The organism is Serratia sp. T13T92 (assembly GCF_047530105.1).
GTDB classification, from domain to species: Bacteria; Pseudomonadota; Gammaproteobacteria; order Enterobacterales; family Enterobacteriaceae; genus Chania; species Chania fonticola.
The window spans coordinates 47,579-66,833 of sequence record NZ_JBLJAK010000026.1; the positions used below are offsets into that span (position 1 = coordinate 47,579).

At 54.6% G+C, this 19,255-nt stretch carries 16 protein-coding genes; 9 read left to right on the forward strand and 7 right to left on the reverse strand.

Annotation, left to right across the window (positions count from 1 at the left end):
• Window positions 1–3 precede the first annotated feature (3 nt).
• From ACMV5I_RS20460 to ACMV5I_RS20475, 4 genes are all read right to left on the reverse strand, one after another.
• On the reverse strand, window positions 4–801 hold the full coding sequence (locus ACMV5I_RS20460) for an ABC transporter ATP-binding protein (RefSeq protein ID WP_065683235.1): 798 nt from the start codon (window positions 799–801) through the stop codon (window positions 4–6).
• Window positions 798–1,943: an MlaE family ABC transporter permease gene (locus ACMV5I_RS20465; RefSeq protein WP_202673110.1), complete on the reverse strand. Its 1,146-nt coding sequence runs from the start codon at window positions 1,941–1,943 to the stop codon at window positions 798–800. The genes ACMV5I_RS20460 and ACMV5I_RS20465 overlap by 4 nt, the downstream gene beginning before the upstream one ends.
• Window positions 1,944–2,160: 217 nt before the next feature.
• Window positions 2,161–2,478 carry a PTS system regulator TmaR gene (tmaR, locus tag ACMV5I_RS20470; protein WP_024528076.1) on the reverse strand — a complete coding sequence of 106 codons (318 nt, stop codon included), beginning with the start codon at window positions 2,476–2,478 and terminating at the stop codon, window positions 2,161–2,163.
• 161 nt (window positions 2,479–2,639) lie between these two features.
• Window positions 2,640–3,707: an FUSC family protein gene (locus tag ACMV5I_RS20475; protein ID WP_121607307.1), complete on the reverse strand. Its 1,068-nt coding sequence runs from the start codon at window positions 3,705–3,707 to the stop codon at window positions 2,640–2,642.
• A 172-nt stretch (window positions 3,708–3,879) separates the two neighbouring features.
• Here ACMV5I_RS20475 and ACMV5I_RS20480 point away from each other — a divergent pair, with 172 nt between their 5' ends.
• The gene (locus ACMV5I_RS20480; protein ID WP_024485911.1) at window positions 3,880–4,626 is read left to right on the forward strand and encodes a helix-turn-helix transcriptional regulator; all 747 of its coding nucleotides are present in this window, start codon (window positions 3,880–3,882) and stop codon (window positions 4,624–4,626) included.
• Window positions 4,627–4,820: 194 nt separating this feature from the next.
• Here ACMV5I_RS20480 and ACMV5I_RS20485 read toward each other — a convergent pair whose 3' ends face one another.
• The gene (locus tag ACMV5I_RS20485) at window positions 4,821–5,930 is read right to left on the reverse strand and encodes an SDR family oxidoreductase (RefSeq protein WP_024485910.1); all 1,110 of its coding nucleotides are present in this window, start codon (window positions 5,928–5,930) and stop codon (window positions 4,821–4,823) included.
• Between the two features lie 244 nt (window positions 5,931–6,174).
• Here ACMV5I_RS20485 and ACMV5I_RS20490 point away from each other — a divergent pair, with 244 nt between their 5' ends.
• The 3 genes from ACMV5I_RS20490 to sbcB all read left to right on the forward strand — a co-directional run bounded on the left by ACMV5I_RS20490 (window position 6,175) and on the right by sbcB (window position 8,149).
• Window positions 6,175–6,360: a hypothetical protein gene (locus ACMV5I_RS20490; protein WP_021805840.1), complete on the forward strand. Its 186-nt coding sequence runs from the start codon at window positions 6,175–6,177 to the stop codon at window positions 6,358–6,360.
• A 75-nt stretch (window positions 6,361–6,435) separates the two neighbouring features.
• Window positions 6,436–6,639, forward strand: coding sequence for a DNA polymerase III subunit theta (locus ACMV5I_RS20495; RefSeq protein WP_414825171.1), 204 nt, complete (start codon window positions 6,436–6,438; stop codon window positions 6,637–6,639).
• 82 nt (window positions 6,640–6,721) lie between these two features.
• Complete coding sequence (sbcB, locus tag ACMV5I_RS20500) at window positions 6,722–8,149, forward strand: exodeoxyribonuclease I (RefSeq protein WP_414825172.1); 1,428 nt, start codon at window positions 6,722–6,724, stop codon at window positions 8,147–8,149.
• A gap of 536 nt (window positions 8,150–8,685) precedes the next feature.
• Here sbcB and ACMV5I_RS20505 read toward each other — a convergent pair.
• A complete protein-coding gene (locus ACMV5I_RS20505) occupies window positions 8,686–10,059 on the reverse strand; it encodes an APC family permease (protein WP_024484982.1) in 1,374 nt (457 codons plus the stop codon).
• A 487-nt stretch (window positions 10,060–10,546) separates the two neighbouring features.
• Window positions 10,547–11,965: a glutamine synthetase family protein gene (locus ACMV5I_RS20510; protein WP_414825173.1), complete on the reverse strand. Its 1,419-nt coding sequence runs from the start codon at window positions 11,963–11,965 to the stop codon at window positions 10,547–10,549.
• Window positions 11,966–12,362: 397 nt separating this feature from the next.
• On the opposite strand from ACMV5I_RS20510, the gene puuR reads away from it, so the two are divergent.
• The 5 genes from puuR to ACMV5I_RS20535 all read left to right on the forward strand — a co-directional run bounded on the left by puuR (window position 12,363) and on the right by ACMV5I_RS20535 (window position 19,121).
• Complete coding sequence (gene puuR / locus ACMV5I_RS20515) at window positions 12,363–12,920, forward strand: HTH-type transcriptional regulator PuuR (RefSeq protein ID WP_121607311.1); 558 nt, start codon at window positions 12,363–12,365, stop codon at window positions 12,918–12,920.
• A 20-nt stretch (window positions 12,921–12,940) separates the two neighbouring features.
• Window positions 12,941–14,221: an NAD(P)/FAD-dependent oxidoreductase gene (locus ACMV5I_RS20520; protein WP_414825174.1), complete on the forward strand. Its 1,281-nt coding sequence runs from the start codon at window positions 12,941–12,943 to the stop codon at window positions 14,219–14,221.
• A gap of 161 nt (window positions 14,222–14,382) precedes the next feature.
• Window positions 14,383–15,894, forward strand: a complete 1,512-nt coding sequence (locus ACMV5I_RS20525) for a sugar ABC transporter ATP-binding protein (RefSeq protein ID WP_414825177.1) — start codon at window positions 14,383–14,385, stop codon at window positions 15,892–15,894.
• Window positions 15,891–16,886 carry an ABC transporter permease gene (locus ACMV5I_RS20530; RefSeq protein ID WP_414825175.1) on the forward strand — a complete coding sequence of 332 codons (996 nt, stop codon included), beginning with the start codon at window positions 15,891–15,893 and terminating at the stop codon, window positions 16,884–16,886. Before ACMV5I_RS20525 ends, ACMV5I_RS20530 begins: the two co-directional genes overlap by 4 nt.
• Window positions 16,887–17,135: 249 nt before the next feature.
• On the forward strand, window positions 17,136–19,121 hold the full coding sequence (locus ACMV5I_RS20535; protein ID WP_414825176.1) for a ligand-gated channel protein: 1,986 nt from the start codon (window positions 17,136–17,138) through the stop codon (window positions 19,119–19,121).
• The last annotated feature ends 134 nt before the right edge of the window (window positions 19,122–19,255 follow it).

Here is a 19,255-nt window from a genome sequence, read left to right on the forward strand (position 1 = left end):
TTGTTATTGCCTCTCTGGGATATTCGTTACGGCCTGCTGTGCCGCCCGCCCACGCGGGCCGTGGAAATACTCTTGGATCCAGGCATCGTCAGTGGCGGCTACCACCTCCAGCGTATCCACCACCAGCACCTTCTTCTGCGAAAGTACCGCTACCCGGTCGCAGATTGTATAAAGCGTATCGAGATCGTGGGTGACCAGAAACACCGTTAACCCCAAGGCATCGCGCAACGTGCGGATCAGGCTGTCAAAAGCGGCGGCACCAATGGGATCCAGCCCGGCCGTTGGCTCATCAAGAAATACGATTTCCGGATCCAACGCCAGCGATCGAGCCAACGCGGCACGCTTGACCATGCCGCCAGAAAGCGAGGCCGGATACTTGTTGCCAGCACTGGCAGGGAGCCCCGCTAACGCCAACTTCACCTGTGCCAGCTGCTCGGCATCACGGCGCGGTAAGCCTGCGTATTCAATCAGCGGCAGCGCCACGTTTTCCGTCACCGTCAGCGAGCTGAACAATGCCCCTCTCTGAAACAGCACGCCAAATCGCCTTTCCAGTACGGAGCGGCGCGTACCCGAGAGCGCCATCAGATCCTCGCCAAAGACGTGGATCTGGCCAGCGGTTGGGCGACGCAGACCAACGATGCTGCGCAACAGCACGGATTTGCCGGTACCCGAACCACCGACCACGCCCAGGATTTCTCCTCGGCGCACGTCCAGATCGAGGTCCACATGCACGCATTGGGTGCCAAAACAGTTTCGCAATTTACGGATGCGGATAATGGCTTCCGGGGTCGTCTGGCTCACACGCCCATCTCCATGAAGAACAGTGCAGCGACCGCATCCAGCAGGATCACCACAAAGATTGAATGCACGACGCTGGCGGTGGTATGTGCCCCTACCGACTCGGCGCTACCGCTGACTTTAAACCCTTCCAGACAGCCGATAATGGCGATCAGGAACGCAAATACCGGCGCCTTGCTCATCCCCACCAGGAAGTTCTGAAAACCGCCACTACTCTGCGTGATGGTTAAAAACATGGTCGGTGAGATATCCAGCGTCAGGGCGCACACGACCATGCCACCAAAGATGCCGCTAATCATGCCTATGAAGGTCAGCATCGGCAACGCCAGGAGCAGCGCCAACACGCGCGGCAGCACCAGCAGTTCAACCGGGTTCAGCCCCATCGCCTGAATAGCGTCTATTTCCTCGTTGGCCTTCATCAGCCCGAGCTCTGCGGTAAAGGCGCTGGCGGTCCGGCCCGCCATCAAGATGGCCGTCAGCAGCACTGCGAACTCTCGCAGGAAGGAAAACACCACCAGTTGCACGGTAAAAATGCTGGCACCGAAGGTAGACAGGACGGTTGAGCCCAGGAAAGCGATGACTGCGCCCACCAGAAAGGTCAGCAGCATAATGATCGGCACCGCGTTCAGGCCGATTTGCTGAAGATTGGCCACCAGCGAGGTGATCCGCCAGCGCGTTGGGCGTAGCAGACTGGCAAACAGGGTTTGCAATGTCAGGCCGATAAACCCCAGCAGGGCTACCAGGTTGTGCCAGAAATTTTCCATCGACCGGCCGACGTTGGCTAGCAGTTCGATTGCCAGACCGGGCGGCTTTTCTGCCGGTGGTGGCTCAAATCCTTGCAAGGCACGGCCAACGGTTTCCAGCAGCACGCGGCGTTCCACAGGGAGCGTGGGGGCTAACTGTTTGAGATCGGATATCCGTTGGTCACCCAGCAGATTGACCAACAAGGTGGCACCCGCCGTATCCAGGCTGCCCAGTTGGCTGAGATCGAACACCACATCGCTTGGCAAGCGGACTTGCAGTTGCCCAACGGCGGGTTCCAACAGGCGATAATGTGCCAACACCCAATCCCCAGATGCCAAGATACGGGGAGGATGAAGCGTCTCGTCCAGGTTGAGAAAGGTGCTGAGTTGCGGTTCTGCCATCGATGACAGCCTCTGCTGGCGAAGAAATTTATACCCGTCGTCCTTCAAGCGACAGCTTGAAAGCGATTGGGCAAAGTCTATTTATAACATTAGCGTAGCGGCTTTAAGCAGATTTGCTATAGCACGGTAACATATCGTTATTCTTTAAGGTCGTTCAGGGCGCTGTGCCCCTGAAAAGACGCAGGGCCGGGAGATCCCCAGCCCTGCTTGACGCGAATTACTTCACTTCGCCCATTGCTTTCAGCTTTTTGGACAGATCGCGGCGTTCTTTCGACAGATCGGCATTTTTGATGATGTAATCATCAACGCGATCTTCATAGTCACCGCGCATGTTGGCGATGATGCCCTGAATGTCTTCAATGCTCATGCCCGGCTTGATGTACTCGCTCAGGTTGTCGAGCAGCAGCACACGCTTCTGGTTGTCACGAATTTTCTTTTCGTTGTCGACAATTTCACGCTGTAGCTTGTTTTTACGGCGGAACATACGCACAAACTCCAGAACGTCCTGGAAACTCGGCTTATTTGCATTATCCATCTTTATACCCTTGCTTTAGTAATACACAGATTCATTTGCTTACGGCCACAATGATACCAAGATACAGGGTTGTGGCCGTCAGACACAACTGTCATTGCCTTATCTTACCCACTTTAGCGCATTGACCCTATCCTGATGCGCCTGCTTCATGATCTGATCCACTATTCCTGAGTATTGGCCGTACAGACCTTGAGCAGATCGCCCAACTCCTCCAACTGCTGTGCCAGTTCCATACTCAGCCAGACATAGCCATAGATAGGTGCTTCGCTGAGTTGAGCGGCACTGGCCTCTTGCATTAATGTCTTCAGCTCTGCGGAAATATCGCTCAGTTCCCCGGCAATGACCTGCGCATGCAGAGGCTCGCCATCTCGCATAATATTCGCCAGCGATTCGATAGCGCGCTGCGTTAACAGTTGAGAGCTGCGCAAGGTTTTGGCATTGAGCATAATAAAGTGGGTTTCACGCGAGGCCCAGTAAGCATCGGCCAACAGCTCCAACGTGCAAACCAGATTGCGGCTCAGGGTCTGTACCGCTTCAAAGACCGGTTTGGCGATATGAGTCTCTTTGCTGGCGGGGGCGATCAGTGCGCGTAGCTTCACCACATCGCCCAGCAGGTTTTTGAGCCGAGGCTCCAACCGGGGCCGCTCAATCATGTTGGGTGAAAGGTAAGCGCCGTAGATCTTCCCTACCGTCTCCAAGCAATCCGCCATTTTCATTCGCCACAACACATAAGCTCGCTGCGGGTAGATGCTGGTAAATAACAGCGCCAGCAACGAACCAAAAATCACATCGCCACTGCGCCACAGTGCGATAGAGATATCGCCAGCCCCGGCACCGATGACCACCGCCAGCGTAATGCCCACCAACAACGCCATATAGGGTCGTTTGCCGAGCGTCAGATAGCCACAGGCAAACATCACCACCCCGCACCAAGCCAGCATCACCGGCAGTGAATACAGCTCCAGGTATAGCGCAATCAGGCCGGAGGCCGCACCAAACACCGTACCGGCAATACGCTCCAGCGCCCGTTGCAGCACGTTACCCCAAAAAGAGATCGGCCCCATCACGACGATCAGCGTGATCAGCGGCCAGGTACCTTCCGGCACCGCCAATAGCCGGATCAGCAGGAAGGTCAGGATAAAGGCCAACCCGATCCGTACCCCGTGGACGATACGGTAATTACGGTAGATCAGGTGTTCAAAAGAAGAGATTTTTCTATCCAGACGCACGCTTGTACCCGCCAACCCTGCTGTAAAACCCTTATTTTAGTGGAACAATGTGGCTGACGTACAACACAAGCTGTTGAAAGATGTTTCCTGGTTAGGAATAGGTTTAGGTTGGCGCTAAAGATTTTAGCGGCGGAGGATTTACCTTTTTGCTAAAGAATGAGACCATCGGCGCATGGAAACCAAAGAAATCAGGCGCAACAACCTGCGCGATCTGATGGCACGTTTCGCCCGGCAAGGCACCAACCAGAATGAGTTCGCCATCCTGGTGGGATCTTCTGCGCCAACGCTGAGCCAGATCACCGGTGAAAAATCCTCCCGCAACCTGGGCGACAACCTCGCCAGACGCATTGAGGCTAAACTCGGCTTGCCCAAAGGCTGGTTCGATGTATTCCATGAAAAGGCGCTGGAACAGCCGTTTGCCAACGTGGCAGCCGAATCGGATTTCCAACCGGCACGGCTCAAACCCGTGGTATGGGAAGATACCGAGCAGGACAAGGAAGAGTTTGTGGAGATCCCATTGCTGGATATCGATTTCTCCGCCGGTGACGGCTGCTACGAAATTGTCGATAGTGAAGAGTTCTCGCTGATCTTCCGCCGCTACTATCTGCACAAGATGGGGGTGCCGGTGAACGCGGCACGCATTATCCGCATTTCAGGTTCCAGCATGGAACCCCGGTTGCAGGATGGTGATGTGGTGGGTATCAATACCGTCGATACCCGTATCCGCGAAGGGAAAACCTATGCCATCCGCCACGGCAATCTGTTACGGGTCAAGATCCTGATTGAGCAGCCCGACGGTGGCGTGGTCATCCGCTCTCTGAATCGGGAAGAGTACCAAGATGAACGGCTCAGCTATCCACAGCGCAAAGACCAACTGGTAGTGCTGGGTCGGGTATTCTGGTCTTCCTCCTCCTGGTAGCGCTTGCCGATTATTTTGCCGAATTTGTACTGACGTTCCTTCTCTGGGCTAACATCGTAGGGGCGCTGCATGCTGCGCCCGTCTGGATAATCAATGGTCTAGGCAGGATCGGTACAGATCTGTTCCTCGCAATTGTCATTGCGTCAGAAAATCGGGCGCAGCATGCAGCGCCCCTACATACGAGCAGTTATCCGCTATTTAAAGTCCACCGCCATTTGCTGTGGTATCGACAACCCACGGGTCGATTGCACGCAGCGGCCAATATAATCGGTAAAGCGTGGCGGCTTCGGCATGCCCAGCTTGAGGATTTTTTCGTTGCTAAAGCGCACGTTCAGCATGGCAAAGGAGCCGTACAGACGCATCGCTTTCAACATCAGGCGCTCATTGCATGGCCCGAAGATATCCTTCAACTGTTTGCGCATTTGCAACAGGGCTTCGTAGCTGACCTGCGCATAGCGATCGCCCACCGGTGGCTCCTCTAGTGCGGCAGCGATGGCATAATCGATATCCGCAAAACTGACGCTGCTCTCCTCCCCCGCCGAGATATGGTAAACATCGTTATCCAAGCTCTCGCGGTTAAGCAGCATCACTAATGCATCAGCGCAATAATCCACCGGGATCACATCGATACTATCTTGCAGTGAACACATAAACTTACGCAGCATCAACGCCATACTGAACACCCAGAAAATACTGCTGGAGGGTTTGCAACCCAACTGCGTATGCCCCACCACGATCGAGGGCCGGGCGATCACCAGCGGCAGCTGCGGGCAGGTTTGCCGCATCAGTTGCTCGATGGTCGATTTGGAGCGGGTATATTCCACCAAGTGTTCGGCAGTTTCCTCAAACTCGGCGCTTTCTGCCACCAACGACCCCACCTGAGGTGCACAAGACATTGCCGTGCCCACATGCAGAAAACGTTTTAATCCAACCACCTGAGCCATTCGCTGCGCAAATGCCAGCGTGCCTTCAACGTTAACCTTCCAAATAAGTGGGTTATTACCAAATGACGCCACCGCGGCACAGTTAACGACATGAGTTACCTGGTTAATACGGGCATCAGACAAAAAGTATTCCGGTTCGCTTAAGTCACCCAGTAAAATATTCTCCACAGTGAGCTTACTCAGAATGTTTTTATCTATATTGAACTTTTCCATATTAGTGAAAATACGGTTCAAGCCCTGTTCCTCGGTTTCCGCTCGCACCAATAATAGGTAGTTAACTTTTTGATTTTCCGTCAGTAACTTTTCAAGTACCGCACCACCGAGAAAGCCAGTCGCCCCAGTCAACAGTAACGTTTTCATCTTACACACCTACATTTGTATTGAATGAGGTGGAGTGTATGCCTATATTTATAAACCAGAAGTAAATAGAAATTAACTGATTACGTAACGACTCTTCTTAATATTATCTTAAGGAATATCCTGAAACACTCACAGACAATGAGTAACAGCTCAGCGCCTCTTTTATTCCGTTTGTTTAATTAACATTTATGTTATCTCTGATTTAATTAATGGGATTAATCCCATGCGGTTTTTAGGAGTTAACATGAGCTACAACCAAAAGGTCTGGCTGGCTGTATTAACCGTTTGCACACTATTCTGGCTGGCTCTGATTAGCGGTCTGTATACCTATGCTAAATCTCTGGATCATCAGCACGATCATGGTCAGCAAGAACAAGCGATGAGCATCAAGCCAGTAAAGCACCACCCCACTCTGGCACAGGCGCTGTGAAAGTTCTGCCCTGAATGAGGTAGCGACAAATTCTCTTTAGCCACATATTATGCGCTATCGAATAGGGAGAAAGACATGCCACGACCACTGGATGGCCTACCCCAGCAAGAACGTGAAAAGATCCAAACCGATTTGCTGGCACTCAGAATTATTTATAGCGAACGCTACGGCTACGCCGCCGAGTGGGAAAGCGCCGAAACGCACATCCCCACGCATCTACGCGGCTACTTTCAGCAACGGCTGAACTTCTATCGTACTGCGCAGCGCCACTCAATTTAACGTTAAGCATTAACCAATACTTGGCATCGGTGATCGCGCCGTTACAATAGGGCTATTCCCTACGCCAACAAGAGATGCGACTTTGAGCAGCAAGGCACCGGCCACATTCTACATCCACGACTACGAAACCTTCGGCAAAAGCCCGTCAATGGACCGCCCGGCGCAGTTTGCCGGGGTGCGTACCGATATGGATTTCATCATTATCGAAGAACCGCAGGTGTTTTACTGTGCGCCAGCCGATGACTATCTGCCCGACCCCGAAGCGGTGATGATCACCGGCATCACGCCACAAGAGGCGCTGGCCAAAGGCGTTAACGAGGCCGAGTTTGCCCGCCGTATTCATGAAGCGTTCAGCGTCCCTGGCACCTGCATTCTGGGTTACAACAATATCCGCTTTGACGATGAAGTCAGCCGCAACATCTTTTACCGCAGCTTCTACGACCCTTATGCCTACAGCTGGCAAAACGGCAATTCCCGCTGGGATCTGCTGGATGTGATGCGGGCCTGCTACGCCCTGCGCCCGGAAGGCATCATCTGGCCAGAAAATGAAGATGGCTTCCCCAGTTTCCGTCTGGAACATCTGACGCGTGCCAACGGCGTTGAACACGAACATGCTCACGATGCGATGTCCGATGTGCATGCCACCATTGCCATGGCCAAGCTGGTCAAACAGGCGCAGCCAAGGCTGTTTGACTACCTGTTGCAGCACCGTAACAAGCACAAACTCAATGCGCTGATCGACGTCGCGGAAATGACGCCGTTAATGCACGTTTCCGGCATGTTTGGCGCGGCACGGGGTAACACCAGTTGGGTTTCACCGCTGGCCTGGCACCCAGACAATAAAAATGCGGTGATTATGTGCGATCTGGCAGGGGATATTAGCCCGTTGCTGGAACTGAATGCCGACGAGCTGCGTGAACGCCTCTACACCCGCCGCGATCAATTGGCAGCCGATCAGGCCCCGGTGCCGATCAAACTGGTGCATATCAATAAATGCCCAGTGCTGGCTCCTGCCAAGACGCTGCTGCCAGAAAACGCAGACAGGCTAGGCATCGATCGTCAGGCGTGTCTGGAGAATCTGAAGGTGCTGCGCCAGCACCCGGAGATCCGTGAAAAAGTGGTAGCCATATTTGCCGAAGCCGCTCCTTTCACCCCGAACGATGATGTGGATGCCAAACTGTACGACGGTTTCTTCAGCGACGCCGACAAAGCGGCGATGAGGATCATTCAGCAAACCAAACCGCAGAATCTACCCGCGCTGGATTTGACCTTCAGCGATGGCCGGATGAAAGAGCTGCTATTCCGCTTCCGGGCCCGTAACTACCCCAATACGCTGGACGACGCAGAGCAGCGCCGCTGGTTGCAGCACCGCCAGGAGGTGCTGAGTGCCGAGCGGGTGCAAAGTTATATCTTGCAGCTGGAATCGCTGTACAACCTGCACGAAGGGGATAAAGAGAAGATGGCGTTGCTGAAGGCGCTGTTTGACTACGGTAAACAGTTGGTGGGGTAACCCTCACCCTAACCCTCTCCCAAAGGGAGAGGGGACTGAACGTGCTACATACTTAACTACAGTATTCGTCCTCTACATCAGCCCGTTTCAGATCAATTCTGAGGTACGCCACTCATCCTCTGCATCAACCTGGTTACAGATTAACTTCCGCACCTGACCACAACGCCATACCAGCTCCCTCTCCCTGTGGGCTGAGGAATCCCCAGAAAAATTGAGACGAGAAATAGGCTGTTTTTTACCCAAAACAGGACTAAAAAATAGCCTCAAGCAGACGAGAAGAAGTGGTTCGTCATTCTCTCACTGCCAATTTACGAACAAAATGGAACGGATTGATCGTAAAACACTCGCTCTAATTCTCTGAAACCACTAAGAAAAAATTAGTGGGGATTCCTCAGCCCTGTGGGAGAGGGTTGGGGTGAGGGGAGCCGCAAGTACCTCAGCCACCTTCTCACTGAACGGCATTACATTTCTTCAAGCAAACAAAAAGGGTTCCAACATGTGGAACCCTTTTTGCTATCGCGAGGCAGGCGAGTGGATTAAGCCACGTCTTCGCTTGCCTGTGGCACCGGCAGGCTGAAGCTGCGGGTGACAAACGTCAGATACAGCAGACCAATCGCCGCCCAGACCAGGCCCAGCGTCATCGAGCTGACTTCCAGGTTGACCCACAATGCACCGACGGTTAACGCCCCCATCACCGGCAGGATCAGGTAGTTGAAGGTGTCTTTCAGCGTACGATTGCGTTTCTCGCGAATGTAGAACTGCGAGATCACCGACAGGTTAACGAAGGTAAACGCGATCAGAGCGCCAAAGTTGATCAGTGCCGTAGCCGTGACCAGATCGAACGAAACGGCAGACAGCGCAATCGCGCCAACCAGCAGTACGTTCAGCGCCGGAGTACGCCATTTTGGATGCACATAACCGAAGAAACGCTCCGGGAATACGCCATCACGGCCCATGACGTACATCAGACGGGAAACACCCGCGTGAGATGCCATACCGGAAGCCAGTACGGTTACGCACGAGAACACCAGGATCACCGACTGGAAGAACTTGCCAGCCACATACAGCATGATTTCCGGCTGTGATGCGTCAGGATCTTTGAAGCGCGAGATATCTGGGAAGTACAGCTGCACGAAGTACGACACCACGATAAAGATCACGCCGCCGATCAAGGCCGTCAGGAAGATGGCTTTCGGGATCACGTTTTCTGCATCTTTGGTTTCTTCGGATAACGAGCTGATGCCGTCAAAGCCGAGGAACGAGAAGCACAGAATGGTCGCACCGGTGATCATCGGCACTACGTGCGCATTGTCAGACCAGAACGGACGGCTGCTCACCAGCGTACCTGCACCTTCACCGTGGGAGATACCGTTAATCACCAGGCCCAGGAACACGATCATGATTGCCACCTGGACCACCACGATAATGGAGTTCAGGTTGGCTACCAGCTTGATGCCACGCAGGTTGAACGCCGTCATCAAGGCAACCAGGGCCGCAACGAAGATCCACGAAGGTACACCCGGGAAAATGGCTTCCAGGTAAATTTTTGCCAACAGGATGTTGATCATCGGCATGAACAGGTAGTCCAGCAGTGATGACCAACCCACCATAAAGCCGACGTGCGGGCTGATGGCTTTCTGGGCATAGGTATAGGCAGAACCGGCTGAAGGGAATTTCTTCACCAGTTTGCCGTAGCTCAGGGCGGTAAACAGGATCGCCAGCAGAGCAAAGGCGTACGCGGTCGCGACGTGACCGTCGGTCAGGCCGGAGACGATGCCGAAGGTGTCAAAGATGGTCATGGGCTGCAAATAGGCCAGACCCATCATGACGACCGGGACTAAAGTCAGTGTTTTACGCAGTTGGGCGCGCTGGCCGGCAGCTGGTGCGGCGGTGATGATGTTATCGGACATCGCGTAGCCCCCCCTTACCTTCAGTCTTGCGGATAATAGACACGCCAAGACTCAAGGTTGCGGGGAAACTTCGCAACGTGCGACTAAATTCTAAAAGGGGGATGAGGGAAGCTGGATAACTAGGCACAAAAGCCTGTGTTGCTCCATAATCGCTGCGACCGCAACGGAAACCGGCGGGCACCGGTGCCAAGGTGAAAAATTGCCCCATCTTTCTTATCCTCATGAGTCACGACCATAAAGTTTTGGTTGATCGCGACGAACCTATTTATCTATCCGGCTCGATGTCCGGCCTCGCTTGATGTATGAAACGCACGTTGGTAAAACATAATGCAAAAAAAAATAACCGACGCGTTAAAACGTCGGCTATCTGCATTTCGCGTATTTTGCCATAAGATCACAGAAAGACAAGATCCTGAAACCTTCTAATACAAATTCTTTTGCTTAATATCAGGAAAAAGGCCCTTCATTGCCATCAGGGTACCTGATATCAGGCATTTTTCAGCATCCAGTCGATCTCGGTTTCCGTCACCAACCGTTCAAACTGCATCAGTTCACCCATTTTGCAGGCGTGATAAACCTGTGAAAAGCGTTCGCCGAGGTAGTGCGTCAGTTCGTGCTGATGCTCGAATTCGTACAGGGCATCACTTTGGCGGATCGGGAACGGTAGCCCCTCCTGTTCCAAACCGTTGCCGGTCACTGGCTCAGGCAGCGGTAATTCGGTGTCTAGCCCGTACAACATCCCCGCCAGGATCGTCGCCACCACCAGATAGGGGTTGGCATCGGCACCGGCAACGCGGTACTCCACGCGGTGGTTCTGCGCATCGCCACAGGGAATACGCAACGCCACGGTACGGTTGTTATGCCCCCAGGATGCCTGGACCGGCACATACATCCCCGGCTGGAAACGGCGGAACGCATTGACGTTAGGCGCCAGCACCGCCATCGATGCAGGCATCAAGGCGATCATCCCGGCTAATGTCCGCTTAAGCAGTGCCGAATCTTCGCCATCCGTTTCGGCAAACAGGTTTTTCCCCGCGCTGTCTACCACGCTGAGATGGACGTGCATGCCACTCCCCGCGTATTCCTCATAAGGTTTCGCCATAAAAGTGGCATGCATATGGTGATGTTCGGCCACCTGACGCACCAAGCGCTTCAGCGCCAGCGCATGATCGCAGGCTTGCAGCACGTTGTCGGTGTGATTCAGGTTCACCTCGAACTGGCCGGGGGAGGCTTCCGCCACCGCGCCATCCGCCGGTAGCCCCTGCATCTGTGCCAGCGTGTCGATGTCGTTGAGCACCCCAGCAAAATGGTTGAGGTTATCCAGCGAATAGACCTGGCTCTGTACGTTGCGCTCCTGAGTACCCGGTGCGCACGGCGGCTGCAGATAACCTGCTGAGTCTCGCTGTCGATCGATGAGATAAAACTCCAACTCTACCGCTACCACCGGGAATAGTCCGCGCTGGCGCAACGCCTGCCATATTCGGTTCAGTACATTGCGGGGTTCAACGTCAAAGGGAGTACCATCTTCATCCAGCATGGTCAGTAGCACCTGACCGATATGTTCCGGATCCGCCGCCGACGGCGTCAGCGTACCGGGCACGGGCATGCAGATCCGATCCGGCTCGCCCAGTTCCTGGCCCAATCCGGCCTCTTCGACCACGTTGCCCAAAATGTCCATAGCGAACACCGAGGCAGGGAAATAGCAGCCTTTTTCAACTTTTTTCAACCCGGAGACGGGAATGCGTTTACCGCGGAAGGAACCATTGAGATCGGTGAGAAGGATATCGATATACTGCGTGGCAGGATGGCGTTCCAAATAGTGAGCAACCTCACTTTGGAACGCGCTACTTCGCCTTTCTTCATTATGCTGTGCAAAATCTTCTACTACTGCGCTATTGGTTTGCATACATCACCTGCCGTTGTGCTCTAGGGAATGCCTTCGCATCCGCTTGCCGATTGACTTAACACATGGTTTGATTTCTCTATAGAGTGCGCCACAGGCTGGCGCTCAAAATAACACCCATAACATGAAACATAGCTTTAACATAAATGGTTTGCAAATGTTACAATGGCGTTTGATTATTCGCCATGGACTGCTAAATTGATAAAATATTGACCGAAAAGGCGTTGTTTGCGCTTTGTTGGTACAGAATTTCTTCCGCCAGACCAGGGGGAAACATGGGCAATATATTTTACAACGGCCGCCCAACTACCGATATCATGTGGTTTCGATATCACTCAGACAGGTACCCGGCTCCGGGTGTGATCCCAACCTGTCGCTCCTACCAGAAGGAACTACCGCTATGAGCGAAGTCAGCTTGGCACCAGGCAAGCGCCTGTCGCAGATCCGTCAGCACTTGGGTTTGTCACAGCGTAGGGTCGCCGAACTGTCCGGATTAACCCACAGCGCCATCAGCACCATTGAGCAGGACAAAGTCAGCCCTGCCATCAGTACGCTGCAGAAACTGCTGAAGGTCTATGGGTTATCGCTGTCTGAATTTTTTGCTGAACCTGCACGGCCAGATGAACCCAAAGTGGTGATCGAGCCGGACGATCTGATTGAGATCGGCAGCCAAGGCGTTTCGATGAAGCTAGTGCATAACGGCAGCCCTACCCGCAGCCTGGCCATGATGCTGGAGACCTATCAACCGGGCACCACCACCGGTGAAAAGATCAAGCATCAGGGCGAAGAGATCGGCACGCTGCTCGAAGGGGAGATCATGCTGACGGTCAACGGCCAGACCTATCTGCTGACCGCTGGCCAGAGCTATGCCATCAACACCGGTATGCCCCACAGCTTCAGCAATACCTCAACGCGCGTTTGCAAGATCGTCAGCGCGCACACCCCAACCACCTTCTGACAAGATCCGCCGGAGGAGTGATGATGGAACATGTTGCCAGCTATTATGCCGCCAGCGCCAACCCCCACGCTCCTTATCCCCAGTTGAACGAGGCTATCCGCTGCGATGTCTGCATCGTCGGTGGCGGTTTTAGCGGCCTCTCCAGCGCCCTGCACCTGACCGAGGCTGGTTACGACGTGGTGGTGCTGGAAGCCGCCCGCATCGGTTGGGGAGCCAGTGGGCGCAACGGTGGGCAGGTGGTGAACTCCTACAGCCGCGATATCGATGTGATTGAGGCTCGCTACGGCCAGCAGACCGCGGCAATGCTCGGCAGCATGATGTTTGAAGGTGCGGAGATCATTCGCCAGCGGATCGATCGCTACGCCATCGCCTGTGACTATCGCCCCGGCGCGGTGGCCGCCGCTCTCACCTCACGTCAATTCAACGAATTAACACAAAAGATGAACCACTGGCAGCGTTATGGCCACCAGCAACTGGAACTGCTGGACGGGGAAGCCATGCGCCGCACCGTGGCCAGCGAACGCTATGTCGGCGGGCTGCTGGATCGCCAAGGTGGCCATTTGCATCCGTTAAATCTGGCGCTGGGTGAAGCCGAAGCGGTACGCCGCCACGGCGGGCGGCTGTTTGAACAATCGGCGGTCACCCACATCGATTATGGCCAACCTAACAAGCTACACACAGCGCTGGGTTCCGTCAGCGCCAGTTTGGTGATCCTGGCAGGCAATGCCTATCTGGGGGAGAAGCTAGAACCGCGCCTCAGCCGCTTGAGCATGCCCTGCGGCTCGCAAATCATCACCACCGAGCCTTTATCTGCGGATATGGCCCTTTCCCTGCTGCCGGATAATTACTGCGTTGAAGACTGCAACTACCTGCTGGATTACTTCCGCCTGACGGCAGACAACCGTTTGTTATACGGCGGAGGCGTGGTTTATGGCGCACAGGATCCGGCGGATATCGACGCCAGGATCCTGCCCTTGATGCTCAAAACCTTCCCGCAGTTGAAGAAGGTGCGCATCGATTACCGCTGGACCGGCAATTTCCTGCTGACCCTGTCACGCATGCCGCAGTTTGGTCGCCTGGAAAATAACGTTTACTACCTGCAAGGCGACAGCGGCCACGGCGTGACCTTGACACATCTGGCAGGCAAACTGATTGCCGAAGTGCTGCGCGGCGACGCGGAACGCTTTGATGCTTTCGCCCAACTCCCTCATTTGCCGTTCTTCGGTGGCCGCCATTTACAGGTGCCATTTACCGCCCTAGGGGCCGCCTACTACGCCCTGCGCGATCGCTTAGGGTTCTGACCCCGCTTTTTATCTACGTTATGCCATTTTGCATGTTGCAAAAATGGCAATTCATGTTACAAAAGAGTTTCTTTAGCCATCTATACATCCAAATGAATTTCACGTTGCCGCCACCACGCCGCGATTTGAAACACGAGGGGCGCAACGTCTTCAGCCAAACTATGCCGACCAATACCGCTTCACGCCTGGAGATGCGCAATATCTCCATCGCCTTTGCCGGGTTCAACGCACTGCAAAACGTCGACTTTACGCTGCAAGGCGGTTCGACTCATGCGCTGGTGGGGGCCAACGGCGCGGGCAAATCCACGCTAATGGGCATTCTCTCCGGCGCGCATAACCATTATCAGGGTGAAATTTTTATCGACGGCCAAAAGGTCGATATTCATTCGCCGCTGCAGGCGCGCCAGCACGGGATCCAGGTGGTACAGCAGGAGGTGGATGTGGCGCTGATCCCCACGCTGTCGGTCGCGGAAAACATCATGCTGGATTGGCTCAATCAGCCGGGCCATCTGCTGAACTGGCGGCAGTTACATCGCCAGGCCGCCGCGCTGTTGCGGCAGCTTGGGCTGAATATCAACCCACGCCAACGCCTGGAAGCTTGTACGTTGGCGGAGAAACAGCAGGTGCTGCTGGCTCGGGCACTATCCCACCGCTGCCGTTTTCTGGTGCTTGATGAGCCGACGGCCCCGCTAGACAGCAATGAGAGCGAACGCCTGTTCCACATCGTGCGCCGCCTGCGCGCCGAAGGTATCGGCATCGTGTTTATTTCCCACCGTATCCACGAATTGAAAACCGTCTGCGACCATTTGACGGTACTGCGCGACGGTCGTCATGCCGGTGAAGGCAGCATGCAGGGCCTGAGCGGTGAGCAGATCGTCGAAAAAATGCTGGGCCATTCGCTGGACGATATCTTTCCGGCCCCCCGCCCACCGCACGGCTCGCGCCCGTTGCTGCGAGTAGAAGGGCTGCACGATCGCCATAAACTGCGTGACGTCTCTTTAACCCTGCATCAAGGGGAGATCCTAGGCATTGCCGGGCTGGCGGGCGCAGGTAAGACCGAGCTTTGCAAAGCGTTATTCGGCGCAACCCCCAGCAAATTGGCGCAGGGAGAGCTGCGCGGCAAACCTTGGGCACCGCATTCACCGCATCTCTCGGTAGAACAAGGCCTGGCGCTGGTGCCGGAAGAGCGACGCAAGGAAGGCATTTTTATCCACGAAGCCATCCCGATGAACCTGAGCGTCAGCGCCGATGACAGCTTCTCCCGCTGGAGCCTGTTCAGCCGCCGTCAGGAACTGCGCTGGGCGATTGAGATCATGCAACGGCTTGGCGTACGGGCCTCCGGCCCACAGCAAAAGCTGGCCCGCCTGTCTGGCGGCAATCAGCAAAAAGTGGCGATCGGCAAATGGTTACGTGGCAACGCCGAGGTGCTGATCTTTGACGAACCCACTAAAGGCGTAGATATCAAGGCCAAGCAGGATCTGTTCCGGCTGATCGACGGTTTGGCACGTGACGGCAAAGGCATTATCTATGCTTCCGGCGAGTTTTCCGAGCTGGTGGGCCTGTGCGATCGCATCTGCGTGTTATGGGATGGCCGCGTAGTGGCGGAGCTCAACGCCGCCGATATTGATGAAGAAACCCTGTTACTGTATTCCACCGGAGGAACTCCTGCGTGAGTAAAGAATTATCCCTGAAAAGCGTTCTGCCTTGGCGCCACCAGCTGTTCGAGTTTTTGTATAAATGGGGGATGTTGCTCACCGTTGTCGCCTTGATCGCGCTGTTTGGCCTGGCTTCCGACAATTTCCTCGATGCCAATAACATCATCAACATTCTGCGTTCGATCGCTATCGTGACGGTGATTGCCATTGGCGTGTCGATCTCACTTTCGGTGGGCGGCTTCGATCTCTCCGTCGGCTCAACGGCGTCGTTGGCTAATGCGTTGGTGATCTCGCTGTTTGCCTGGTACGGCTTTGGCACCACCGGTGCCATCGTGCTGACGCTACTGCTGTGTACGCTGGTCGGCCTGTTCAATGCCTTTTTGATCGTGGTGCTGAAGATCCCCGATATGCTCGCCACGCTCGCCAGCCTGTTCGTTATCCAGGGCGTGGCCATGACCTACAGCTACGGCGGCTCCATCACCCAGAATATGGTGCTGCCGAACGGGGATATGGCCGAAGGCGTGATCCCAGAGGTCTTTTCCACGCTGGGCCAGGTACCGGTGATCGTGCTGATTATGCTGGCAGTGACGGTGATCATGCAGCTTTTCCTGTCGCTGACCAAGCATGGCCGCCGGATGTATGCCATCGGCGGTAACCCGGTGGCCGCCCGGCTTTCCGGTATTCGCACCGTACGTTACAGGGTTACCGCATATGTGCTTTCCTCCCTGCTGGCGGGCCTTGGCGGTATTTTGCTGGCGTCACGTATCGGTTCCTCACAGGTTAACGCCGGTGGCGGTTACCTGATGGATGCGGTGGCGGCGGCCTATATCGGCTTCTCCCTGGCTGGCTCAGGCAAACCCAATGCGCTGGGTACTCTGGTTGGCGCGATTATCCTGGGCGTATTGCAAAACGGCCTGGTGATGCTCTCTGTGCCCTACTACGCCATGGATATCATCAAAGGACTGGTGCTGGCATTGGCACTGGCAATCACTTACATCCAGAAACGCTGACCCACCCGGCGCACCACTGCGCTGCGCCGGGCTATACCCCTCCTTTTCCTCTGGTTTCAATACATTACTGATCAAATATACAAATGATACGAGTTATCATTTGCATTTACATTTCTGTCAATTTCCTTACAATGGCCTGACGTTTTCCTCACGCAACGGGAATTCTCGCGGCAGCGTGAAAACATATTCTTTTAAATCAAACAACTAACAGGAAAACCTGTTGACCTCGGGACGGGAATATTTAACCCAATGGAAAAGCCAAGCTATAACACTTTAACCGCGTTAATCCTCGCATCACTCGCCAGCGGCAGCACTCTGGCACAAACTGAAGATACCATGGTGGTCACCGCCTCCGGTTTCCAGCAAAGAATTCAAGATTCGCCGGCTACCATATCGGTGATCCCTCGCCAACAGTTGGAAACCCGCGCCTACCGCGACGTCACCGATGCGTTGAAAGACGTTCCGGGCGTGGTGGTAACCGGCGGTGCCAGCAGCAGCGATATCAGCATTCGTGGTATGTCCTCCAAGTACACGCTGATCCTGATCGACGGTAAACGCGTCGATACGCGTGGTACCCGCCCTAACAGCGATAACGCCGGTATCGAGCAAGGTTGGTTGCCGCCATTGCAGGCTATTGAACGCATTGAAGTGGTACGCGGGCCAATGTCTTCACTCTATGGCTCCGACGCCATGGGCGGGGTGATCAACATCATCACGCGCAAAACCTCGACCACTAAAGACTGGGTTGGCTCCCTGCAAGGCGATGCCACCATTCAGGAAGACCGGGATTCCGGTGATATCTACCAGACCAACGCCTACGCCTCTGGCCCGCTGATCGATGGGCTGCTTGGCCTACGGGTGAATGGTCTGTTCTCCCATCGTGGGGAAGATCACTTCACCAATGGCTTTAACGAACAGCGTATGCGCAGCGGCACGGCGGTATTCAGCCTGACGCCGGATGAAAAGAACGACTTTGATTTCGAAATTGGCCGTTCGCTACAGGATCGCAACAGCACGCCAGGTAAGTCCGTAGCATTAGAAAACTGCCGCAAAGGCGTCTGTAAACCGAACTCCTCCAGCGACAATCTGTATACCCGTAATAACTACTCGATCACCCATAACGGCTATTACGACTTTGGTAACAGCACCAGCTACGTTCAGCGGGAAGAGACCAATAACCCTGGGCGTAACATGAAGATGTACAACACCATCTTCAATACCCAGACCCAGTTTGACCTTGGCTCACACATGCTTAACCTTGGCGGGCAATACCGCTACGAGAAATTGCAGGACGGTGGCAACCAACTTGAGGCCGCCGACGGTCTGGACCAGTTGACCCGCTGGAGCTGGGCGCTGTTCGCCGAAGACGAATGGGCACTGACCAACGATTTCAGCCTGACCACCGGGATCCGTATGGATCAGGATCAGAACTACGGCAGCCACTGGACACCACGCATGTACGGCGTGTGGCACCTGACCGAACAGTGGACCGTGAAAGGTGGGGTTTCTGCGGGCTACCGTTCACCAGACCTGCGTCAATCCTCTGCCAACTGGGGCCAGATCACCGGCGGTGGCGTGAGCAACGGTATCATCGTGGGTAACCCGGATCTGAAGCCAGAGAAAAGCATCAGTGAAGAGGTCGGCATCCTGTGGGATAACCAAGAGGGACTGAACGCTGGCATCACCCTGTACAACACCGATTTCAAAGACAAAATCACCGAAGTTCGCCGCTGTAACAGTTCAGAGGATCCGGCCTGCACCATCGGTGACACCACTTATGATTTCGTCAGTGACCGCGTCAACGTGGATAAAGCCAATATGCGCGGTATCGAAGTGACCGCCGGTTGGCAAATCACCGAAGACTGGAAGCTGAGCACCAACTACACCTTTACCGAGTCTGAACAGAAGAGCGGTGAGTTCCAGGGCAAGGCGCTGAACCAGATGCCGAAGCACATGATCAATGGCGTGCTGGATTGGCAAGCCACTGAGGATCTCGGCCTGTGGTCACGGGTTAACTTCCGCAGCGAAACCTCGGAATACCTGAGCCGTACCTCAATGGCGGTCAGCACACCATCCTATACCTTTGTTGATGCCGGGGTGAGTTACCAGGCGCTTAAAAACCTGCAGCTTAGCGGCGGGGTTTACAACATTCTGGATAAAACCGTGGATTACGAACACTTCAACACCACGCTGGATGGCCGTCGTTATACCGTGGGCATGACTTACAACTTCTGATTCTGACCCCCTCACCCTAACCCTTATGTCTTGATCTTCTCCGCCTTAGCGGAGAAGATCCCCGACTGATCATCGGGAGATAGCCGGTGAGCTCCCCCTAACCCTAGTGCCTATGAGCCCGTGGGAGAGATTGT

Coding starts and splice junctions, on each gene's coding strand:
- ACMV5I_RS20465 (WP_202673110.1), bottom strand. CDS start 1,943: ATGGCAGAACCGCAACTCAGCACCTTTCTCAACCTGGACGAGACGCTT.
- tmaR (WP_024528076.1), bottom strand. CDS start 2,478: ATGGATAATGCAAATAAGCCGAGTTTCCAGGACGTTCTGGAGTTTGTG.
- ACMV5I_RS20480 (WP_024485911.1), top strand. CDS start 3,880: ATGGAAACCAAAGAAATCAGGCGCAACAACCTGCGCGATCTGATGGCA.
- ACMV5I_RS20485 (WP_024485910.1), bottom strand. CDS start 5,930: ATGAAAACGTTACTGTTGACTGGGGCGACTGGCTTTCTCGGTGGTGCG.
- ACMV5I_RS20490 (WP_021805840.1), top strand. CDS start 6,175: ATGAGCTACAACCAAAAGGTCTGGCTGGCTGTATTAACCGTTTGCACA.
- ACMV5I_RS20495 (WP_414825171.1), top strand. CDS start 6,436: ATGCCACGACCACTGGATGGCCTACCCCAGCAAGAACGTGAAAAGATC.
- ACMV5I_RS20505 (WP_024484982.1), bottom strand. CDS start 10,059: ATGTCCGATAACATCATCACCGCCGCACCAGCTGCCGGCCAGCGCGCC.
- ACMV5I_RS20510 (WP_414825173.1), bottom strand. CDS start 11,965: ATGCAAACCAATAGCGCAGTAGTAGAAGATTTTGCACAGCATAATGAA.
- puuR (WP_121607311.1), top strand. CDS start 12,363: ATGAGCGAAGTCAGCTTGGCACCAGGCAAGCGCCTGTCGCAGATCCGT.
- ACMV5I_RS20520 (WP_414825174.1), top strand. CDS start 12,941: ATGATGGAACATGTTGCCAGCTATTATGCCGCCAGCGCCAACCCCCAC.
- ACMV5I_RS20525 (WP_414825177.1), top strand. CDS start 14,383: ATGCCGACCAATACCGCTTCACGCCTGGAGATGCGCAATATCTCCATC.
- ACMV5I_RS20535 (WP_414825176.1), top strand. CDS start 17,136: ATGGAAAAGCCAAGCTATAACACTTTAACCGCGTTAATCCTCGCATCA.